This window comes from Telluria sp. AC161, from assembly GCF_979258535.1.
The window spans coordinates 3,564,447-3,583,578 of the sequence record NZ_OZ409861.1; the positions used below are offsets into that span (position 1 = coordinate 3,564,447).

16 protein-coding genes are annotated in these 19,132 nt (G+C 63.7%); 13 read left to right on the forward strand and 3 right to left on the reverse strand.

Annotation, left to right across the window (positions count from 1 at the left end):
- Positions 1-2: 2 nt before the first annotated feature.
- The 12 genes from purD to ACZ0AJ_RS15950 all read left to right on the forward strand — a co-directional run bounded on the left by purD (position 3) and on the right by ACZ0AJ_RS15950 (position 13,251).
- Positions 3-1,268, forward strand: coding sequence for a phosphoribosylamine--glycine ligase (gene purD, locus ACZ0AJ_RS15895; RefSeq protein ID WP_499455579.1), 1,266 nt, complete (start codon positions 3-5; stop codon positions 1,266-1,268).
- A gap of 209 nt (positions 1,269-1,477) precedes the next feature.
- Positions 1,478-2,389, forward strand: coding sequence for an oxygen-dependent coproporphyrinogen oxidase (gene hemF / locus ACZ0AJ_RS15900; protein ID WP_499455441.1), 912 nt, complete (start codon positions 1,478-1,480; stop codon positions 2,387-2,389).
- Positions 2,386-3,051, forward strand: coding sequence for a nicotinate-nucleotide adenylyltransferase (locus ACZ0AJ_RS15905; RefSeq protein WP_499455442.1), 666 nt, complete (start codon positions 2,386-2,388; stop codon positions 3,049-3,051). The genes hemF and ACZ0AJ_RS15905 overlap by 4 nt, the downstream gene beginning before the upstream one ends.
- Positions 3,051-3,779: a ribosome silencing factor gene (rsfS, locus tag ACZ0AJ_RS15910; RefSeq protein WP_499455582.1), complete on the forward strand. Its 729-nt coding sequence runs from the start codon at positions 3,051-3,053 to the stop codon at positions 3,777-3,779. The genes ACZ0AJ_RS15905 and rsfS overlap by 1 nt, the downstream gene beginning before the upstream one ends.
- Positions 3,780-3,785: 6 nt before the next feature.
- Entirely contained in the window at positions 3,786-4,256 is a 471-nt protein-coding gene (gene rlmH, locus ACZ0AJ_RS15915) for a 23S rRNA (pseudouridine(1915)-N(3))-methyltransferase RlmH (RefSeq protein WP_183556438.1), read from the forward strand.
- A 59-nt stretch (positions 4,257-4,315) separates the two neighbouring features.
- The gene (locus ACZ0AJ_RS15920; protein ID WP_499455443.1) at positions 4,316-4,933 is read left to right on the forward strand and encodes a Maf family protein; all 618 of its coding nucleotides are present in this window, start codon (positions 4,316-4,318) and stop codon (positions 4,931-4,933) included.
- 78 nt (positions 4,934-5,011) lie between these two features.
- Positions 5,012-6,475, forward strand: coding sequence for a ribonuclease G (gene rng / locus ACZ0AJ_RS15925; protein ID WP_499455445.1), 1,464 nt, complete (start codon positions 5,012-5,014; stop codon positions 6,473-6,475).
- A 2-nt stretch (positions 6,476-6,477) separates the two neighbouring features.
- A complete protein-coding gene (locus tag ACZ0AJ_RS15930; protein ID WP_499455447.1) occupies positions 6,478-7,092 on the forward strand; it encodes an HD domain-containing protein in 615 nt (204 codons plus the stop codon).
- A gap of 272 nt (positions 7,093-7,364) precedes the next feature.
- Positions 7,365-8,264, forward strand: a complete 900-nt coding sequence (locus ACZ0AJ_RS15935) for a sensor histidine kinase (RefSeq protein ID WP_499455449.1) — start codon at positions 7,365-7,367, stop codon at positions 8,262-8,264.
- Between the two features lie 230 nt (positions 8,265-8,494).
- Complete coding sequence (locus tag ACZ0AJ_RS15940; RefSeq protein ID WP_499455450.1) at positions 8,495-10,906, forward strand: catalase; 2,412 nt, start codon at positions 8,495-8,497, stop codon at positions 10,904-10,906.
- 231 nt (positions 10,907-11,137) lie between these two features.
- On the forward strand, positions 11,138-12,214 hold the full coding sequence (locus ACZ0AJ_RS15945) for an acyltransferase family protein (RefSeq protein WP_499455451.1): 1,077 nt from the start codon (positions 11,138-11,140) through the stop codon (positions 12,212-12,214).
- An 86-nt stretch (positions 12,215-12,300) separates the two neighbouring features.
- On the forward strand, positions 12,301-13,251 hold the full coding sequence (locus ACZ0AJ_RS15950) for a zinc ribbon domain-containing protein (RefSeq protein ID WP_499455452.1): 951 nt from the start codon (positions 12,301-12,303) through the stop codon (positions 13,249-13,251).
- Here ACZ0AJ_RS15950 and ACZ0AJ_RS15955 read toward each other — a convergent pair.
- Entirely contained in the window at positions 13,248-13,484 is a 237-nt protein-coding gene (locus ACZ0AJ_RS15955) for a hypothetical protein (protein WP_183556428.1), read from the reverse strand. The two genes, ACZ0AJ_RS15950 and ACZ0AJ_RS15955, sit on opposite strands and share 4 nt — an antisense overlap.
- A 196-nt stretch (positions 13,485-13,680) precedes the next feature.
- On the opposite strand from ACZ0AJ_RS15955, the gene ACZ0AJ_RS15960 reads away from it, so the two are divergent.
- Complete coding sequence (locus tag ACZ0AJ_RS15960; RefSeq protein ID WP_499455585.1) at positions 13,681-15,933, forward strand: family 1 glycosylhydrolase; 2,253 nt, start codon at positions 13,681-13,683, stop codon at positions 15,931-15,933.
- Positions 15,934-16,074: 141 nt separating this feature from the next.
- On the opposite strand, the gene msbA is transcribed toward ACZ0AJ_RS15960, so the two are convergent.
- Both msbA and ACZ0AJ_RS15970 read right to left on the reverse strand, forming a co-directional pair.
- Entirely contained in the window at positions 16,075-17,841 is a 1,767-nt protein-coding gene (gene msbA, locus ACZ0AJ_RS15965) for a lipid A export permease/ATP-binding protein MsbA (RefSeq protein ID WP_499455587.1), read from the reverse strand.
- Positions 17,798-19,111 carry an O-antigen ligase family protein gene (locus ACZ0AJ_RS15970; RefSeq protein ID WP_499455454.1) on the reverse strand — a complete coding sequence of 438 codons (1,314 nt, stop codon included), beginning with the start codon at positions 19,109-19,111 and terminating at the stop codon, positions 17,798-17,800. The genes msbA and ACZ0AJ_RS15970 overlap by 44 nt, the downstream gene beginning before the upstream one ends.
- Positions 19,112-19,132 lie beyond the last annotated feature (21 nt).

Below are 19,132 nucleotides of genomic sequence, written 5' to 3' on the forward strand. Positions count from 1 at the left end.
ATATGAAAATTCTCGTAGTCGGCTCGGGCGGCCGCGAACACGCTCTGGCGTGGAAACTGGCCCAATCGGAACGCGTGCAAACGGTCTTCGTCGCTCCCGGCAACGGCGGCACCGAGCTCGACACGCGCCTGGTGACGGTCGACCTGCACGAGCCGCAGGCGCTGGCCGACTTCGTCGTGGCCGAGCACATCGCACTGACGCTGGTGGGCCCGGAAGTACCGCTGGCCGCCGGCATCGTCAACCTGTTCCGCTCGCGCGGCCTGAAGATCTTCGGCCCTACCCGCGAAGCAGCCCAGCTCGAGAGCTCGAAGGATTTTGCCAAGTCGTTCATGCAGCGCCACGGCATCCCGACCGCGAAGTACGAAACGTTCTCGGACGCCGCTGCCGCCCACGCCTACATCGACGCCAATGGCGCCCCGATCGTCATCAAGGCCGACGGCCTGGCGGCCGGCAAGGGCGTCGTGGTAGCCATGACGCTCGACGAAGCACACGGCGCCGTTGACCACATGCTGGCCGATAACGCCTTTGGCGACGCCGGCGCGCGCATCGTCATCGAAGAATTCCTGGCCGGCGAAGAAGCCAGCTTCATCGTCATGTGCGACGGCAAGAACGTGCTGGCACTGGCCACGAGCCAGGACCACAAGCGCCTGAAGGACCACGACCAGGGCCCGAACACGGGCGGCATGGGCGCATATTCGCCGGCGCCGATCGTGACGCCGTCGATGCACGCGCGCGTGATGCGCGAAATCATCAACCCGACCATCCAGGGCATGGCGCGCGACGGCATCCCGTTCACGGGCTTCCTGTACGCCGGCCTGATGATCGATGCCGATGGCAATCCGCGCACGCTGGAATTTAACTGCCGCATGGGCGACCCGGAAACGCAGCCGATCATGGCGCGCCTGAAAAGCGACTTCGCCACCGTACTCGAACACGCCTGCAACGGCACGCTCGACACGGTCGAACTCGAATGGGACCGCCGCACCGCCGTGGGCGTCGTGATGGCCGCCGCCGGCTATCCCGACAGTCCGCGCAAGGGCGACGTGATTGACGGCATCCCGCCGGAAGCGCCGGAATGCGTCACCTTCCACGCCGGCACGCGCGTCGTGGGCGGCACGCTGCAAGCCAGTGGCGGCCGCGTGCTATGCGTCGTGGGTCTGGGCGACAGCGTCAAGATGGCGCAGAAGCGCGCGTACGAAACGGTCGAGAAGATCCACTTCAATGGCGCGCAGTACCGGCGCGACATCGGCTGGCGCGGGATCAAGTAAGCGGGGTTGAACTTGGGTTCCCGCCTTCGCGGGAACGACGGACTAACAGCCGCCTTGAATATCACGTCAGCATGTTTGCACGTCGTTCCCGCGCAGGCGGGAACCCAAGTCACACCGAACAGCCTCAGGCGCCAACCGCCTTACAACGAACCACCACGTGCGCAGGTGTACAATCTGCGCTCTTTTCATTTCCCGACCGCGATCGTTCCATGCCATCCCTTCATAGCGCAGCCATCAAGGCCTGGTTGCTCGACCTCCAGGCACGTATTGTCCAGGACCTCGAACAGGTCGATGGCAAGCCGTTCCTGCGCGATGCGTGGGAACGCCCCGAAGGTGGCGGCGGCATTTCGCGCCTGATCGAAGAAGGCAATGTGTTCGAGCGCGGCGGCGTGAATTTTTCGCACGTGATGGGCGCCGCCCTGCCCCCGTCGGCCAGCGCCGTGCGCCCTGAACTCGCGGGCCGCGCCTGGGAAGCGATGGGCGTGTCGCTGGTGCTGCATCCGCGCAATCCATATGCGCCGACGGTGCACATGAACGTGCGGTTTTTCGAAGCGACCGCAGCCGGCGAAGAGCCGGTCTGGTGGTTCGGCGGCGGCATGGACCTCACGCCGTATTACGGCGACGAGGCCGATGCACGCCACTTCCACCAGACCTGCCACGACGCGCTGGCGCCGTTCGGTCCGACGCTGCACCCGCGCTTCAAGAACTGGTGCGACGAGTATTTTTATCTGAAGCACCGCAAGGAAGCGCGCGGCGTGGGCGGCATCTTTTTCGATGACCTGAACGAACTGGGATTCGAGCAGTCGTGCGCGCTGATGCAAAGCGTCGGCAACAGCTTCAACACGGCCTACCTGCCGATCCTGGCGCGCCACAAGGACCGCCCGTACGGCGAGCGCGAGCGCGATTTCCAGGCCTACCGGCGCGGCCGCTATGTCGAGTTCAACCTGGTGTGGGACCGCGGCACGCTGTTCGGCCTGCAGTCGGGTGGCCGCACCGAGGCGATCCTGATGTCGATGCCGCCGATCGTGAAATGGCGCTACGACTGGCACCCCGAGCCGGGCAGCCCGGAAGCGCGCCTGGCGACCGACTTTTTGCCGCACCGGGACTGGCTCGCGCCGTGACGGCCTGCATCGCCGTGCTGGGCGGCAGCTTCGATCCGGTGCACCTCGGCCACGTCGCGCTGGGCCAATTGTTTTGCGGCTTGCTGCAGGCGGACGAATTGCGCATCCTGCCGGCCGGCCACCCCTGGCAAAAGAACGGCATGGAAGCCGGTGACGCGCATCGCATCGCGATGCTCGAACTGGCCTTCAGGCCACTGAACAACGACAAGCTGAACGTCGTGTTCGACCTGCAGGAAATTGAACGCACGACGCCAACCTACACGGTCGAGACCCTGCGCGCGCTGCGCCGGGAACTCGGCCCGCAGGCATCGATCGTATTCCTGATGGGCGCCGACCAGCTGCGCAATCTGGATACCTGGAATGAATGGCGCGAACTGTTCGCGCTGGCCAACCTGGGTGTGGCCACACGTCCAGGTTACGACCTGGCGCAAGAAACATTGCCACCACCGGTGGCACAAGAATTGTCGACGCGCCTTGCGACGCCCGACACCGTGCGCGCAAGCAGCCACGGAAAAGTTTGCCTCGCACCGACGCTGGACGTCGACATTTCGTCAAGCCGCATTCGTGCGGCCTTGCACGCGGGCCTCGAAGCGGACGCAAACGCGCTCGCGATGGCGCAAGTGCTAGACTATATTCAACAACATAACCTGTACAAAAACTAATGGATCTCAAGAAACTTCAAACCCTCGTCGTTGACGCCCTGGAAGATGTCAAGGGCCAGGACATCGTCATGTTCGACACGACGCACCTGACCAGCCTGTTCGACCGCATCGCCGTCGTCTCGGGCACCTCGAATCGCCAGACCAAGTCGCTGGCCGCATCGGTGCGCGACAAGGTCAAGGCTGCCGGCGGCGACGTCATCGGCATGGAAGGCGAGGACACCGGTGAATGGGTGCTGGTCGACCTGGGCGACATCATCGTCCACATCATGCAGCCGGCCATTCGCCAGTACTACCGTCTCGAAGAAATCTGGGGCGAAAAGCCGGTCAAGCTGGGCGCCGCCAAGCGCAAGTCGACCGCCGAAGGCGCAGAAGCCGACGAAGCCAAGCCAAAGTCGAAGCACCTTGCCGCCAACCAGGACAAGGTCGAGGCCAAGCCGGTCAACGAACGTAAACCTGCCGCCAAGCGCGCCGCCACCGTCGCCAAGACCATCGCTGCCGAAGGCCCTGCTGCTGCCAAGAAGCCGGCTGCCAAGAAGGTTGCCGCCAAGGCTGTCCCAACCGGCAAGACCGTGAAGGTCAACCCGAGCAAGACCGAGACCGCCGCTGTCGAAGCGACCAAGTCCAAGCCGCCAAAGCGCGCCGTGAAAGCTGCTGCACCGAAAGAAGCGCCAGCGGTCGAAGCGCCGGCCAAAAAAGTGATCCGTCGTATCAAGAAGGATGCCGAGTAAGCCTTCATGCAATTGATCATTGCCGCGGTCGGTCACAAGATGCCGGCCTGGATCGAGTCGGGTTTCACTGAGTACACGAAGCGCATGCCACCCGAGCTGCGCATCGTGCTCAAGGAAATCAAGCCGGTCGAACGGTCCGGCAGCAAGACCGCTGCCACGGCGATGGCGCTCGAACGCGAGCGCATCGAGGCGGTCTTGCCCAAGGGCGTACGCATCATCGCGCTCGACGAGCGTGGCCGCGACCTGACCAGTGTCGGCCTGTCGCAGCAGCTGGAAACCTGGCAACGCGACGGGCGCGACACCGCGTTCTTGATCGGTGGCGCCGATGGGCTCGATCCCGAGCTCAAGGCACGTGCCGAAGGCTTGATCCGTATTTCCAGCATGACGCTTCCGCACGGTATGGTGCGGGTGATGCTGGCCGAGCAGTTGTATCGTGCCTGGTCGATCACCCAGAACCACCCTTACCACCGGGTCTGAATTTTGCTTGTTCAGTAATTTTTTACCTGTCTGACTGCTTTGCCAGATCGTCCGATTCGATGAGAAACAACCAGAACAAGATTTACCTCGCTTCGAAAAGCCCGCGTCGCCGCGAATTGCTGCGCCAGATCGGCGTCGACTTCGAGCTGATGCTGCTGCGCAGTGATCCGGCCCGCGTGGTGGACGTCAGCGAAGACGTGCTGGCGGACGAAGACGTGCACCATTATGTCGCGCGCGTTGCCAAGGAAAAAGGCGCGTTTGCCTTCAACCTGCTGCTGCAACGGCGCCAGCCGCTGCGCCCCGTACTGACAGCCGACACGACCGTCACAATCGATGGCGAGATTCTCGGCAAGCCAGCCGATAACCGAGAGGCGATCGCCATGCTCGAGCGCCTGTCGGGCCGTACGCACCAGGTGCTGACCTCGGTTGCCGTGCATGCCGAACGCGTGGCCGAGCAAGTCACACAGGTGTCGAACGTGCGCTTTGCCAAGCTCACCCCGGAACAGATCCGTGCCTATTGCGCCACGCCCGAGCCGTACGACAAGGCCGGCGGCTACGGCATCCAGGGTCCGGCGGCGCTGTTCATCGAGCACATCGAAGGCAGCCACTCGGGCATCATGGGCCTGCCCCTGTTCGAGACCGCCAGTTTGCTGCGCAAGGCGGGTCTGACGGTCTGAATTGATCGCCTTCCCGCCCCGGCGATGCCTCGTGAGCGTGTATCATGATCACCCTGAACAATACGTGCGGCAGGGTCCATGAACGAAGATATTCTTATCAACATCACGCCGCAGGAAACACGCGTCGCGCTGGTTTTGCAAGGCGCGGTGCAGGAACTGCACATCGAGCGCACGCTCACGCGTGGGTTGGCGGGGAATGTCTATCTGGGCAAGGTCGTGCGCGTGCTGCCAGGCATGCAGTCGGCCTTCATCGACATCGGCCTGGAACGCGCCGCCTTCCTGCACGTGGCCGATATCTGGGAAGCGCGCAGCCACGACGGCAGCAACGTTCCCCCGACCGCCATCGAAAAACTGCTGTTCGACGGCCAGGTACTGACCGTCCAGGTCATTAAAGATCCGATCGGCACCAAGGGCGCACGCCTGTCGACCCAGATTTCCATCGCCGGCCGCATGCTGGTGTACCTGCCGCAAGACCAGCACATTGGCATCTCGCAAAAAATCGAAAAGGAAAGCGAGCGCGAACGCCTGCGCACGCGCCTGCAAAACTTGCTGCCGCCCGACGAAAAAGGCGGCTACATCGTGCGCACGATGGCCGAAGAAGCGCCGGACGACGACCTGGCCGCCGACGTCGACTACCTGCGCAAGACCTGGGGCGCCATCGTCCAGGGCGCCCGCACCCGCCCGCCGACCACCCTGCTCTACCAAGACCTGTCGCTGGCCCAGCGCGTGCTGCGCGACTTCGTGCATGACGAAACCGCCACCATCCAGGTCGACTCGCGCGAGAACTACCTGAAACTCGTCGAATTCGCGCAGGTCTATACGCCAAGCGTGCTCTCGCGCATGGCGCACTACACGGGCGAGCGGCCGCTGTTCGACCTGTATGGCGTCGAAGAAGAAATCCTGCGTGCGCTCGGCCGCCGCGTCGACCTGAAATCCGGCGGCTACCTGATCGTCGACCAGACCGAGGCGATGACGACCATCGACGTCAACACGGGCGGCTACGTTGGCGGACGCAATTTCGCCGACACGATCTTCAAAACGAATCTGGAATCGGCGCACGCCATCGCGCGCCAGCTGCGCCTGCGCAACTTGGGCGGCATCATCATCCTCGACTTCATCGACATGGAGAACAACGAGCACCGCAACCAGGTGCTCGCCGAGCTGAAGAAAACCCTGGCACGCGACCGCACCAAGGTCTCCGTGAGCAATTTCTCGGCGCTGGGCCTGGTGGAAATGACACGCAAGCGCACGCGCGAATCGCTGGCCCACATCCTGTGCGAGCCGTGCCCGGCCTGCTCGGGCAAAGGCCAGGTGAAAACCAGCCGCACGATCTGCTACGAAATCCTGCGCGAACTGCTGCGCGAAGCCAAGCAGTTCAACCCGCGCGAGTTCCGCATCGTCGCTTCGCAAGAGGTGATCGATCTGTTCCTGGAAGAAGAATCGCAACACCTGGCCATGCTGGGGGACTTCATCGGCAAGCGCATTTCGCTGCAGGTCGAGAAGGGGTATCACCAGGAACAGTACGATGTGATTTTGATGTAACCATGGACTTGCTGCCCGCGCACTGGCTCGCAACCTGGGCCGCCCTGAACCTGGCCCCGCCCACCGGCTTGTGCGAGCAATTGCTGCGCGCGTGGGACGAACCCCAGCGCCATTACCACACGCTGCAACACCTCAACGAATGCCTGGCGCTGTTCGACACGCTACGCGCGCATGCCGAGCAGCCTGCCGAGATCGAGCTGGCCCTGTGGTTCCATGACGCCATCTACGACGTGCAGGGCCACGATAACGAAGCACGCTCGGCGCACTGGGCCATTGACGCATTAAAGGCTGGCGGCATCGATGCGGCCCGCTGCCAGCGCGTGCATGACCTGATCATGGCCACCTGCCACACCGCCCTGCCCGCCTCGCCGGATCAGGCTTTGCTGGTCGACATCGACCTGGCCATCCTGGGCGCACCCGCTGCGCGCTTTGCGGAATACACGCGGCAGATCAGCGCCGAATACGCATGGGTGCCGCCAGAGGTCTACGCGGTCAAGCGCCGCGCCGTGCTGCAGGGCTTTCTCGACCGCGAACAGATTTACACGACGCCCGCCGTCGCGCAGCGCCTTGAGCAGCGCGCCAGAGACAATCTGGCCAAGGCCATTTCGTCGTTCTGAACAACGATCCATCAACAGGCAGCAAGATTGATCCAGATCGATTGCAGCCTGCTTGACGAACGCGCCTGCAAACCTATTGAGAACCAGTCCATCCAAGCTGCATGATGCGCCGTTGCTGCCGCCCTCGATTGAAGCACGCAGCCAACATCCGCGCGTGATTCTGCTTGCGTTCCCATCGGTTCCGCTTGACTTGCGTCAGCAAAATACTTAGCGTCTCACAACAGGCAGCAGGAAACTCATCCCTTTTCGCGCGTGAACCACAGGTGATTGCCATGCGAACCCGACTCCGCAATCGTCACAGCAAAGCACCGGACCAACTGCGCGATGCCTTGGCACCGTCGCGCTATGCCGATGTGGTTGCCGATGATGGACTCGAAGCGTCCATGCGACAGCTGACCGAAGGGCAAATGCTCGTGAATCAGGCGCTGGTCGAAAAGGTCATCGCCTGCCAGCATTCCGAAGCAACGTTACGCGCATCCGAACAGCAACTGCATTCGTTACTGGCCCACCAGCGCGCCAGCAGTGAAGCCGAGCGCAAGCGGATCTCGCGCGAGATCCACGATTGCCTTGGCCAGAACCTGCTGGCCTTGCGGCTCGACATCGTCACCCTGCACCAGCAAACGGAAGACCAACGTGGCCGTCTGCACGATTGGGTGAGCGCGGCGCTCGGTAATATCGATGAGACGCTGCGCACCGTCAAGCACCTGCTGAGCGAACTACGGCCTGCCGGCCTTGAGCTGGGCGTCGTGGCCACGCTGGAAATCGAGGCGCGCAAGTTCACCCGCGCGAGTGGCATTGCCTGCGACGTGCAGGCTGACGGGCGTCTCGACGATCTGCAGATCGACGAAGCCATCCTGATGAGCTTACACCGCGTGCTGCGCGAGTCGCTCGACAATGTGTGTCGCCATTCGCTTGCGAGCCGGGTTCAGCTACACCTGGCGGGCGCGGACGGCATGCTCGAACTGACGATCAGCGACAACGGCGTCGGGTTCAACCCGCAGGCGCCACGCAAATCGGGCAGCTTTGGCCTGGCGACGCAGCAGGAACAAGTGGCTGCGCTTGGCGGCACACTGGCTATTAATAGTGCCCACACGCAGGGCACTCGTCTCGTCGTGCGCCTGCCCCTGTTGCCGCAACAAGCCGGTGTGAAGCACGTCGATCGACTAACGTAATGGCCTGCCGACACCCATATTGCGGTGCTGCACTGCCCTGGCATTCAGATCAATGCCGCACGACTATCTTGTTTATTTTGGAGCAAGCTGACGATTGAAAATCCTGATCGATATCATAGGAATAATTAAATACTGATCTTCCTGTGTGTGTGTGAACTCACAGTGGAGGTCCGACGTGCTGGGCTATGTTATTGGGAGTTTAATAATCTCTACAACAAACAAGGAACAGCATGCCAACATCAAAGCACCCTAGCTCATTCGACGGCGCCGGATCGGTCCTGAGCACGGTAGCCGGTCCATCCGATGCCAAGCCGCCACAAAGCCTTGGCGTCAGCAACCCGATCGCGGATCGTCTGCTCGATAAAATCCCTGCTGAGCAAGAGCTCGCGGCGGCACGTCCATTCAATGCCAACAAGGCCAGCGAGTATGGCGACGCATCGCGTACGCCAGCAGTCGGCGAAACCTTCAAGCCGTCGACCCACGCCGCCACCGGCAGCACGTCGACCGAAATCATCGCCAATGACAAAGTTGGCGATGGCAATCCGCCAAAAGGCGAAAACGCGACCGTCGATCCACTCGACCGCGTGCGCGTTGACCCGGCCGATCGTCACCTGACGACCAACCAGGGCGTGCCGGTTTCGGACAACCAGCATTCGCTGAAGGCCGGCCTGCGTGGTCCGACTCTGCTCGAAGACTTCGTGCTGCGCGAAAAAATCAGCCACTTTGACCATGAGCGCATCCCTGAGCGCGTCGTGCACGCACGCGGCTCGGCTGCGCACGGTTATTTCGAATCCTACGACAACTTCAGCGCGCTGACCCGCGCCATCCCGTTCGCCAAGAAGGGCAAGCGCACGCCAGTGTTCCTGCGCTTCTCGACCGTGGCCGGCGAACGTGGTTCGACCGACACCGCACGCGACGTGCGCGGTTTCGCAGTCAAGTTCTATACCGAAGAAGGCAACTGGGATCTGGTGGGTAACAACATCCCGGTGTTCTTCATCCAGGACGCCATGAAGTTCCCTGACCTGGTGCACGCAGCCAAGCCGGAACCGCATCACGCGATGCCGCAGGCGGCCACTGCCCACGACACATTCTGGGATTTCGCCTCGCTGTCGCCGGAAATCGCGCACATGCTGATGTGGACGATGTCGGACCGCGCCATTCCGCGCAGCTACCGCACGATGCAGGGCTTCGGCGTGCACACGTTCCGCCTGATCAATGCACAGGGCGAAGCGCGTTTCGTGAAGTTCCACTGGACGCCAATGCAGGGTACGCACTCGCTGGTGTGGGACGAGGCTGTCCGCATCTCGGGCGCCGATTCCGACTTCCACCGCCGCGACCTCTGGGAAGCCATCGAAGCGGGTAATTTCCCTGAATGGGAACTGGGCTTGCAGATCTTCACCGAAGAACAAGCTGCCAGCTTCCCGTTCGACGTGCTCGATTCGACCAAGCTGATCCCGGAAGAACTGGTGCCGCTGACCCCGGTCGGCAAGATGGTGCTGGACCGCAACCCGGACAACTTCTTCGCCGAAACCGAGCAAGTCGCATTCTGCACGTCTCACGTCGTGCCGGGCATCGATTTCTCGAACGATCCGCTGCTGCAAGGTCGTAACTTCTCGTACCAGGATACCCAGCTGACCCGTCTGGGCGGCCCGAACTTCCACGAGATCCCGATCAACTCGCCGATCGTCCAGATCCAGAACAACCAGCGCGACGGTTTCCATCGCCAGGCCATCAACCGCGGCCGCGTGAACTACGAACCGAATTCGCTGGGCGGCGGTGTGCCATACCAGGCTGGTCCTGCAGGTTTCACCAGCTTCCCGGAGACGATCGCAGCGGACAAAGTGCGCGGCAATCCGGAACTGTTTGCTGACCACTACTCGCAGGCGCGTCTGTTCTGGCAGAGCCAGACCACGGCCGAGAAGAACCACATCGTCAACGCATTCCGTTTCGAGCTGACCCGCGTGCAGACGCCGGCCGTGCGCGAGCGTGTGCTGGCGCTACTGGCCAACGTCGATGACGTGCTGGTGTCCCGCGTGGCCGAAGGTCTGGGCATGGATGTGCCGGCACCGCTGCCACTGGCAACCGATGCGCCGATTCCAACCTATCCGCCATCGCCAGCGCTGTCGCTGATGAGCCGTCCAGGCGTCACCGGCATCAAGGGCCGCCGCGTCGCCGTGCTGATCGCGTCGGGCGTCGATGACAAGGCAGTCAAGGGCCAGTATGGCAGCCTGCTCAAGGATGGCGCCGTGCCACGCATGGTCGGTAACATGCTCGGCAAGGTCAAGGCGCTTGACGGCGACCCGATTGACGTCGAGATCTCGGTCGAAGCCGGCCCATCGGTCATGTACGACGCAGTGATCGTGCCGGACGGCGACCAGGCCGTGGCCACGCTGGCCAAGAACGCACAGGTGCTTGAATTCCTGCGCGAGCAGTACCGTCACGGCAAGCCGATCCTCGTGTTCGGCGCCGGTTCGGACCTGCTGACCAAGGCCATGGTCCCGACCACGCTGCCAGACGGTTCGGATGACCCGGGCCTGATCATGGGCGATGCTGCCAATGCCGATGCGGCCCTGGCAGCGTTCAAGACGGCGCTGGCCGGCTTCCGCGTGTTTGCCCGCGAAACCGATCCACCATCGGTATAAGTCAACTCGGCCCGTCTGCCATCACGTTGGTGGCAGACGGGCTTGATGACACCGCAGCAACATAAAAGACACCGCCCGGTGTCTTTTTTTTATTGATTTTTTATAACTGCTCTATTTACTACAACAAATTATTGGCGTAACCTGTTGGTTGCTATTTTGTTACCAAGTGGTATGTACACGCTGTGCGCTACCTTTGGATGACCCACCCAGCACGTATCCGAAAGGCGCTCGATGACCCTTGGCCATGCAACCGGTGACCGTATCGCGTTTTTGCGAATTGTTATGATTTTTGGTGTCATTATGTTGCATACGCCAGCATATGTGCCCATGTCGGCCGTTGGCGATGGCTGGTTTGACCTGATTAAAGCCTTTTTCCAGCTTGCGGTATTTCGTGCCAGCGTGCCGGTCTTGACCGTAATCTCGGGTTATTTGCTCTTCAAGTCCTGCATCGACCAGGAACCGGTACGCTGCCTGACCAAAAAAGCACGCACGATCCTGATTCCCTTTCTCTGCTTTAACCTGCCGCTGGCGCCTGTGGCCCTGGGGGCGGAGATGTTTGGCGGCATGCAGTTGTCGGCCAATCTGTGGCCTTTCGATGCGACCGGCTGGTTGAATGCGGCGTTCGGCCTGACTGACTCCCCAATCAATTACCCGCTCAATTTTTTGCGTGACCTGATCGTACTGATCCTGCTGGCACCCCTGTTTGGCTGGTTGCTGCGCAAGGCTGCCTGGCCTGGTCTGGTTCTCGTCTCGGTCATCTTCATGGGCGATTTCGACGGGCATCTGCTGCAGCGTAATCTGATGGCCATGCAGTTCTATGTCGGCGGGATGGCGGCGGTGCGCGCGTGGGACTTGCGCTGCCTCGACCGCCATGCCGGCATCCTGTTCGCCGGCTTCGTGCTCGCCTGCCTCGCCGTCCTGCATTTCCGGATGGAAGACACGACCTACCTGCGCCTGGCTGCGCCGTTCCTGCTCTGGCCTGCAACCGCCTGGGCAGCCAGCACGCGGTTCGGTGCGTGGCTAACTGGCATGAGCAAATACAGCTTCTTCCTGTTCCTGGGCCATGCACCGATCCTGATGCTGACCTGGATCCTGTATGGCCGCTACGGCAGCGCCATTCCCTACCCGGTCTATTGGGTGATGGCGCCGCTGATCGTGAGCGCTATCCTGGTGGCCGTGTATCAGCTTGCACTCGGAACGATGCCGCGCGTCTTCAAGTCCATGATTGGTGCCAGCACCAGGCCGGCAGCAGGACGGGGTGAGCAGCGCCGTGGGAGCCTGGCACAGCCTGCTACCCTGAAGATCTGATGCGTGGAATTGGGTGAGTTTCCTGTAGTGCAACGATCGCTATAATCGTCCTGTGCCCTCCCCCCACTTTCAGGAAAGCCTCCCCCATGTTCTGTTCTCACTGCGGCGCCCCGATGGCGCCGGATGCTGCTGCGTGCGCGGTCTGCGGCAAGGCGGCAGCGGTCAATGCATCACCCTCTGTCACTCTCGACAAACCACCGCTGTACAGCGTCGATGATGGTGGCATTCCCGACGGTGTGAAGGGCTGGAGCTGGGGCGCATTTTTCCTGAACTGGATCTGGGCGATCGGCAATCGCTCCTGGATCGGCCTGCTGGCGCTGGTGCCCTACGTGGGCTGGATCATGGCATTCTGGCTGGGATTCAAGGGCCGCGAAATGGCCTGGAAAAACAAGCAGTGGGACAGCCTTGAGCACTTCAACCGCGTCCAGCGGAAGTGGTCGCAATGGGGTGTCGGCATCACGGTGGTCGCAGCGATCCTCGGTATCCTCGCGGCCATCGCCGCCCCTGCCTATCAGGACTACACGACACGCGAGCACGAGGTACAGCGCGCTGCCGACCAGGCCGCGAACGCCGCGCCGCTTGCTGGCGGTAGCATCCTCGATAGCAATGCCGACAACCTGCCAACGTCGCTGCGCACCGTGGCCGGCCTGCTGGAACGCAAGACCGGCGCCGCTGGTGCCGCCATGCTGCTCGATGGCCAGGCCCTCTTCACGGGCGAAGATGCGCGCTGGCAGTTCCCGCTGCGCAGCTTCAAGCTGTCCGGTGGCAAGGAAGCCATCCTGATCGCCAGCAGCGGCGGACGCGGCAATAGTTGCGAGACGCTGTTCTACTTTTTGCTTGCCGATGCATCCGGCGTCACGCCCACGCCGCTGTTCGGTACCTGCGCCGCGCAAGGCAGCATCGCGCAGCGTGGCGACACCATCACCATCAAACTGCCGGACGTGAACCGCGCGTCAACCATCGTGTTCGAGAACGGTGTCGTGCGCGCCGATGGCCAGGTCGTGAGCCTGACCGGCATGAACGATCCATCGCGCTAGCTGCGCCGCTTCTTCCAGTTGTAATCGGCGCCCGTGACGTCCACGCCGGGATGGCCCACGACGTCCGGATGCTCCGAGCACATGGTGATGAAGCGGATGCCTTCGCCATCGCGCTGGCGCTTGCGCAGCGCCTCCATGAATCCCATCGCCGGGACCATCTCGGCCGTGTCGAAGCCCTGCGCATGCGCGTGCGTGGCCGCGCCGTCCACCACTGTCCAGTAGACCATGTACATTGGATTTCCCCCTGCGTTGTAAAGAAACACATTGTCGCTTGAATAGATCTGCTCTCCAGAAGTGCCAGGCTACCCAAAAAACCGCCGCCAGGAGGTAGGACTGGTCCGAAAAACGCCCACTATGTGAACCACTTAACATAGTGACTGCCCGGTGACCGTTAGTCTGTTGTCATGTTCACTACGCAGGTAAGCCTTTATGACTCTTCGCACCGATTCCCAGCCCGACCTCGCCCTCTGGGGCGGGCTCGAATGCACGGTTAACCGCGTACGCGACGACTACTTCAGCCAGATGGACCGCAACGGCCACGCTGGCCGCCTGCAAGATATTGAACGCTTTGCATCGCTCGGCATCCAGGCGATCCGCTACCCGGTGCTGTGGGAGCGCACGGCGCCCGATGGCATCGACAAGGCCGACTGGTCATGGGCTGACGAGCGCTTGCCGGCGCTGCGCGACCTCGGCGTCAACCCGATCGTCGGGCTGATCCACCACGGCAGCGGCCCCCGTCACACGAGCCTCGTCGATCCCGCCTTCCCCGACCAGCTGGCCGAGTACGCCGGCGCCGTGGCCGCCCGCTATCCGTGGGTCGAGCACTACACGCCCGTCAACGAAATCTGCACCACCGCGCGCTTCTCGGGCCTGGCCGGTGTGTGGTACCCGCATGGTGGCGACGAAGCCACGTTCATCCGCGCCCTGCTGATCCAGTGCCGCGCGACGGTGCTGTCGATGCGCGCGATCCGCGCCGTCAACCCACATGCAAAACTGGTCCAGACCGACGATCTGTCCAAGACCTACGGCACGCCCGAGATGCAGGACATCGCGAACTACTTCAACGAGCGCCGCTGGCTCGCCTGGGACCTGCTGTGCGGCATGGTCGATACCGGCCACAAGCTGTGGGACTACCTGCTCGACTCGGGCGCCACGGCCGACGAGCTGCGCTGGTTCCGCGACAACCCGTGCCCGCCCGACGTGATCGGCGTGAACTACTACGTCACCAGCGAGCGCTGGCTCGACCATCGCCCGGAACGCTATCCCGAGAGCCACCGCCACGTGTACCGGGGCGTGGCGCACGCCGACATCGAAGCGCCGCGCGCGCTGGCCACGCCCACGCCCGGCATCGCCCCGCTGTTGATGGAAACCTGGGAACGCTACGGCATACCGATCGCGATCACCGAAGCGCACATCGACGCCAACCGCGAAGACCAGCTGCGCTGGCTTGTCGAAATCTGGAACGCCGCCCTCAAGGCGCGCCAGCAGGGCGCCGACATCCGCGCCGTCACGGTCTGGGCGCTGCTGGGCTCGTTCGACTGGAACAGCCTGGTGACGGCGTGCCACGGCTACTACGAGCCGGGTCCGTTCGACGTGCGCTCGCCCACGCCCCGCCCTACCGCGCTGGCAACCCTGATGCGCGAACTGGCCAGCAAGCGTGCACTGTCCAATCCCGTCCTGCAGGGCGAAGGCTGGTGGCGCCGGCCGGGCCGCTTCTGGTGCAAACCCGTGGCCACCCGCACGGCAGTGGCCGACATCGCCGTGCGCAGCCAGTTCAAGTCGGCGCCCGTGCAGCCGATCCTGATCACGGGCGCCACCGGCACGCTCGGCGCAGCGTTCAAGCGCATCTGCGAAGCGCGCAACCTGGCCTGCCACGCACTTACCCGGCAAGAGATGGACATCACCGACCCGGCCTCGGTCGACGCGGCAATCGTGCGTTTCAAGCCGTGGGCGATCATCAATGCGGGCGGCTTCGTGCGCGTTGACGAGGCCGAAACCGACAGCGAGCGCTGCATGCGCGAAAACACGCTGGGCCCGACCGTGCTGGCGCTGGCCTGCATGCGCCATGCGCTGCGCTTCATGACGTTCTCGAGCGACCTGGTGTTCGACGGCGCCAAGGGCGCGCCGTATGTCGAATCCGATGCGACCAATCCGCTCGGCGTCTACGGGCGCAGCAAGCTGGATGCCGAAACCCGCGTGCTGGACGCCGATCCGCAGGCGCTCGTGATCCGCACCAGCGCGTTCTTCGGGCCATGGGACCGGCACAACTTCGTGACCCAGGCGCTGGGCGCGCTGGCCAATGGCGAGCCGTTCCAGGCGGCGGGCGACATGATCGTCTCGCCGACCTATGTGCCGGATCTGGTGAAGGTCGCGCTCGACCTCATGATCGACCGCGAGCGCGGCATCTGGCACCTGACCAACGGCGACGCCGTGAGCTGGGCCGAGCTGGCGCGGCGCGCGTGCGCGGCAGCGGGCATGTCAGCCGATGGCTTGCAGGAGGTTGCGGCCGATGCGGTGGACTATCCGGCGCAGCGGCCGGCGTTCAGTGCGCTGGGCAGCGAACGCGCGCGGCTGCTGCCATCGCTGGACGATGCATTGCAGCGCTATGCGCATGCGGTGCAGGAAGCTGCCGGCGGCGCGGGAATCCGGCAGGCCGGAGAAGCGGCGCATTACGCGCGCTGATGGCCGTTGTTGTTGGAGAACCGTCGTACCCGCGGAGGCGGGTACCCAAGTGTCACGCGCTGCCACTGGCAGCGAAACGTCGTGGAAGTGCCAATGCCTTGGGTTCCCGCCTTCGCGGGAACGACGTGTTTGTGCAGCAGGCTAGACTGCCTGTTTCTTCTCGGCCGTGAACTGCAGATAGTACAGATTCGCGTACATGCCCTTCATGGCCAGCAGTTCGTCGTGCGTGCCCTGCTCCACGATGCGCCCTGCTTCCATCACCACGATCCGGTCGGCCCGCTCGATCGTCGACAGGCGGTGCGCGATCACGATCGTCGTGCGCCCGGCCATCAGCGTGTCGAGCGCCGACTGCACCGCGCGTTCGCTCTCGTTGTCGAGCGCCGATGTCGCTTCGTCCAGGATCAGGAGCGGCGCATCCTTGTAGATCGCGCGTGCGATCGCCACGCGCTGGCGCTGGCCGCCCGACAGGCGCGAGCCGTTCTCGCCGATGCGCGTGTCGATGCCATCCGGCAGGCGCGCCACGACGTCCGTCAGGTGCGCCGCGCGGATCGCGCCGGCCAGACGCTCGTGGTCGATGTGCTCGGCCCCGTAGGCGATGTTGGCCGCCAGTGTGTCGTCGAACAGCACGACGTTCTGGCTCACCATCGCCAGCTGGCTGCGCAGCGACGCGAGCTTGATGTCGGTGTACGGCACGCCGTCGAGCAGCACGCGCCCGCCTTGCGGATCATAGAAGCGCGTGACCAGGTTCACGAACGTCGACTTGCCCCCACCCGAGACCCCCACCAGCGCCACGGTCTGCCCCGGCAACACCTCGAGCGAGACATCGTCGAGCGCCGGGCCAGCCGCATTCGGGTACTGGAACGCGACCCGTTCGAACACCAGGTGGCCGCTCGCGCGGCCCAGTTCGCGGCTGCCGGTATCGACTTCCGGCTCGGCGTCGATGATGCCGAACACCGTCTCGGCGGCCGACATCCCGCGCTGCATCGGGCCATTCACTTCGGCCAGCGACTTGAGCGGTGTGAGCAGCATCAGCATCATGGTGACGAACTGCGTGAATTCGCCGACCGTCATGTCGGCCTGCATCGCCAGCACGACCACCAGCGACAGCGCCAGCGAGGTCGCGATCTGGGTCACCGGCGTGGTGGCGGCAAAGGCCACCGTCATGCGCTGCGAAAAACCGCGCAGCGCGACGCTGCGCTGATGAAAGCGGCGGCGCTCGTAGGCTTCACCGGCGAACACGCGGATCACCTGGTGGCCGCGCGCGGCTTCCTCGACCACGCCGGTCATCTCGGCAGTCACGCGCTGGCTTTCGCGATTCAGGTTGCGCAGGCGCTTGGTGGTCGTGCGCACGATGACGGCCGTCAGCGGAATCACGACGATGGCGATCAGCGTGAGCTTCCAGTTCAGGTACAGCAGGCTGCCCAAGAGGCCAATCACGACCAGCACGTCGCGCACGCAGGCGACGAACACCGACTGGATCATGTCGACCACCTGGCGCACGTCGTTGACGACCGTGTTGATGATCTTGCCGGTGCTCTCGTCCTGGTAGCGCGCGACCGGCAGGCGCAGCACGCGCTCGAAGGCCATCGCGCGCATGTCGTTGAGCACGCGCGAGAGCACCCAGTTGTTGAAGTAGGCGGTACCAAAGGTGCCGATTCCGCGCAGCACGAAGATCGATACCAGCACGGCAGGAATCAGCCACAGGCTGAACGAGACCCGCTCTTCGAAGCCGCGGTCGAACAGCAGCTGCATCGCCTTGGCCAGCAGCGGCTGCGTCGCAGCGGTGATCGCCATTGACAGCAGCGCCAGCGCCGCGCGCGATTTGTACGGTTTGACGAGCGCCAGCAGGCGCCGCACGATGACCTTAGTTTCCACGTTGTTCAACTTTCTTTTCAAGCGTTGCGGCATCGGCCTGGCGCGTCTTCGCGACCAGGCACAGTCCCATCAGCAGGAACACCATCAGCGCATAGAACATGCTGCCCTTGAGCGACCAGAAAATCACCTCGGTCAGGCCGAAGCTGAAATAGCTCAGCACCACCAGCATGCCCGCCAGCGCCGGCGCGAACTGCGGCAGGCCGGCGCCACGCGCATGCACTTGGGCCTGCACGCCGCGGCCGAGCTGGCGCGCGAAGAACACGAACGGCGCGACCAGGATGCCGGCCCAGGCCAGCAGCCCGAAGATGCCGCCCGTGGCCAGCGCCTGCAACCCGTCATTATGAAGGTGTTCCAGGGACAAGATCGCCGGATCGAGCGTGCCCTGCTCGACCATGTGGCGGATTTCGGCGCGCAGCGTGTTGCGGTCCAGGCCGAACAGCGGGCGCTGCTCGATCAGGATTGCCGCGCCCTTCCACAATTCGAGCCGGGTGCCGACATTGGTATGCACATTGCCGCCGTCGACCCAGGTCTGGACATCGTCCACGCCCTGCAGCGCGCGCTCCTGCATGCCGGTGGCCGGCACCAGGAACGCGGCGGCAACCAGCGCGAAGCTGCCGGCCAGCAGCAGGCGCAGCTTGCGGCTGTGCAGCAGCTGCGCGTAACTGAGAAACAGCACGGCCGCCAGCGCCAGCGCAACCCAACTGCCGCGGGTGCCGGTGAGCAGGCAGGCGGCCAAGCCGGCCAGCGCGCCCAGGCCCGCCAGCGCCGCCTTGCCGGCGTGATGGCGATAATCGATCGCCGCCGCCAGGGCGACCAGGCCCAGGCACAGCGCCAGGTCGCCGAAAGTGATCGCATTGAGAAAGCCGCCCGGGCGCTCGACGCCCATGGCGATGCGCTGCCAGGCCACGAACGGCAGCGCCGCAATCGCACCGGCCACCACGCCCCACCACAGCATCGCGGCGCGCGGCCTGGCCAGCACGACCAGCGCCATGGCGCTCATCGCCAACAGCAGGCGTGACGGTTTGTCGAGCGAATCCAGGTGCGCCTCGGGTCGCACCACCACGGCGGCCACGGCCAGCGCAAACTGGAACACGAAGGCTGCGATGACCCAGCGGATCGCTTTCCAGTACGGCGCGGTCGCCGCCCAGGCCTTGCGCGGCACGAACAATGCAGTGAGCAGGAACAGGAGGCTGGAAAAACCGATGCCGGACGGCGTGGTCAGACTAATCAGGGGAAACAGGAACATCTGGAAGCCCACCAACAACTGCAGCGGCTCCCGGGCCTTGATCGACGTATTGTTCATTCTTGTTCTTGTGGGCTATTC

Bases quoted from the DNA above. Each gene is read 5' to 3' on its own strand.
- purD (WP_499455579.1), top strand. From the start codon at position 3: ATGAAAATTCTCGTAGTCGGCTCGGGCGGCCGCGAACACGCTCTGGCG.
- hemF (WP_499455441.1), top strand. From the start codon at position 1,478: ATGCCATCCCTTCATAGCGCAGCCATCAAGGCCTGGTTGCTCGACCTC.
- rsfS (WP_499455582.1), top strand. From the start codon at position 3,051: ATGGATCTCAAGAAACTTCAAACCCTCGTCGTTGACGCCCTGGAAGAT.
- rlmH (WP_183556438.1), top strand. From the start codon at position 3,786: ATGCAATTGATCATTGCCGCGGTCGGTCACAAGATGCCGGCCTGGATC.
- ACZ0AJ_RS15920 (WP_499455443.1), top strand. From the start codon at position 4,316: ATGAGAAACAACCAGAACAAGATTTACCTCGCTTCGAAAAGCCCGCGT.
- rng (WP_499455445.1), top strand. From the start codon at position 5,012: ATGAACGAAGATATTCTTATCAACATCACGCCGCAGGAAACACGCGTC.
- ACZ0AJ_RS15930 (WP_499455447.1), top strand. From the start codon at position 6,478: ATGGACTTGCTGCCCGCGCACTGGCTCGCAACCTGGGCCGCCCTGAAC.
- ACZ0AJ_RS15935 (WP_499455449.1), top strand. From the start codon at position 7,365: ATGCGAACCCGACTCCGCAATCGTCACAGCAAAGCACCGGACCAACTG.
- ACZ0AJ_RS15940 (WP_499455450.1), top strand. From the start codon at position 8,495: ATGCCAACATCAAAGCACCCTAGCTCATTCGACGGCGCCGGATCGGTC.
- ACZ0AJ_RS15945 (WP_499455451.1), top strand. From the start codon at position 11,138: ATGACCCTTGGCCATGCAACCGGTGACCGTATCGCGTTTTTGCGAATT.
- ACZ0AJ_RS15950 (WP_499455452.1), top strand. From the start codon at position 12,301: ATGTTCTGTTCTCACTGCGGCGCCCCGATGGCGCCGGATGCTGCTGCG.
- ACZ0AJ_RS15955 (WP_183556428.1), bottom strand. From the start codon at position 13,484: ATGTACATGGTCTACTGGACAGTGGTGGACGGCGCGGCCACGCACGCG.
- ACZ0AJ_RS15960 (WP_499455585.1), top strand. From the start codon at position 13,681: ATGACTCTTCGCACCGATTCCCAGCCCGACCTCGCCCTCTGGGGCGGG.
- msbA (WP_499455587.1), bottom strand. From the start codon at position 17,841: ATGCCGCAACGCTTGAAAAGAAAGTTGAACAACGTGGAAACTAAGGTC.
- ACZ0AJ_RS15970 (WP_499455454.1), bottom strand. From the start codon at position 19,111: ATGAACAATACGTCGATCAAGGCCCGGGAGCCGCTGCAGTTGTTGGTG.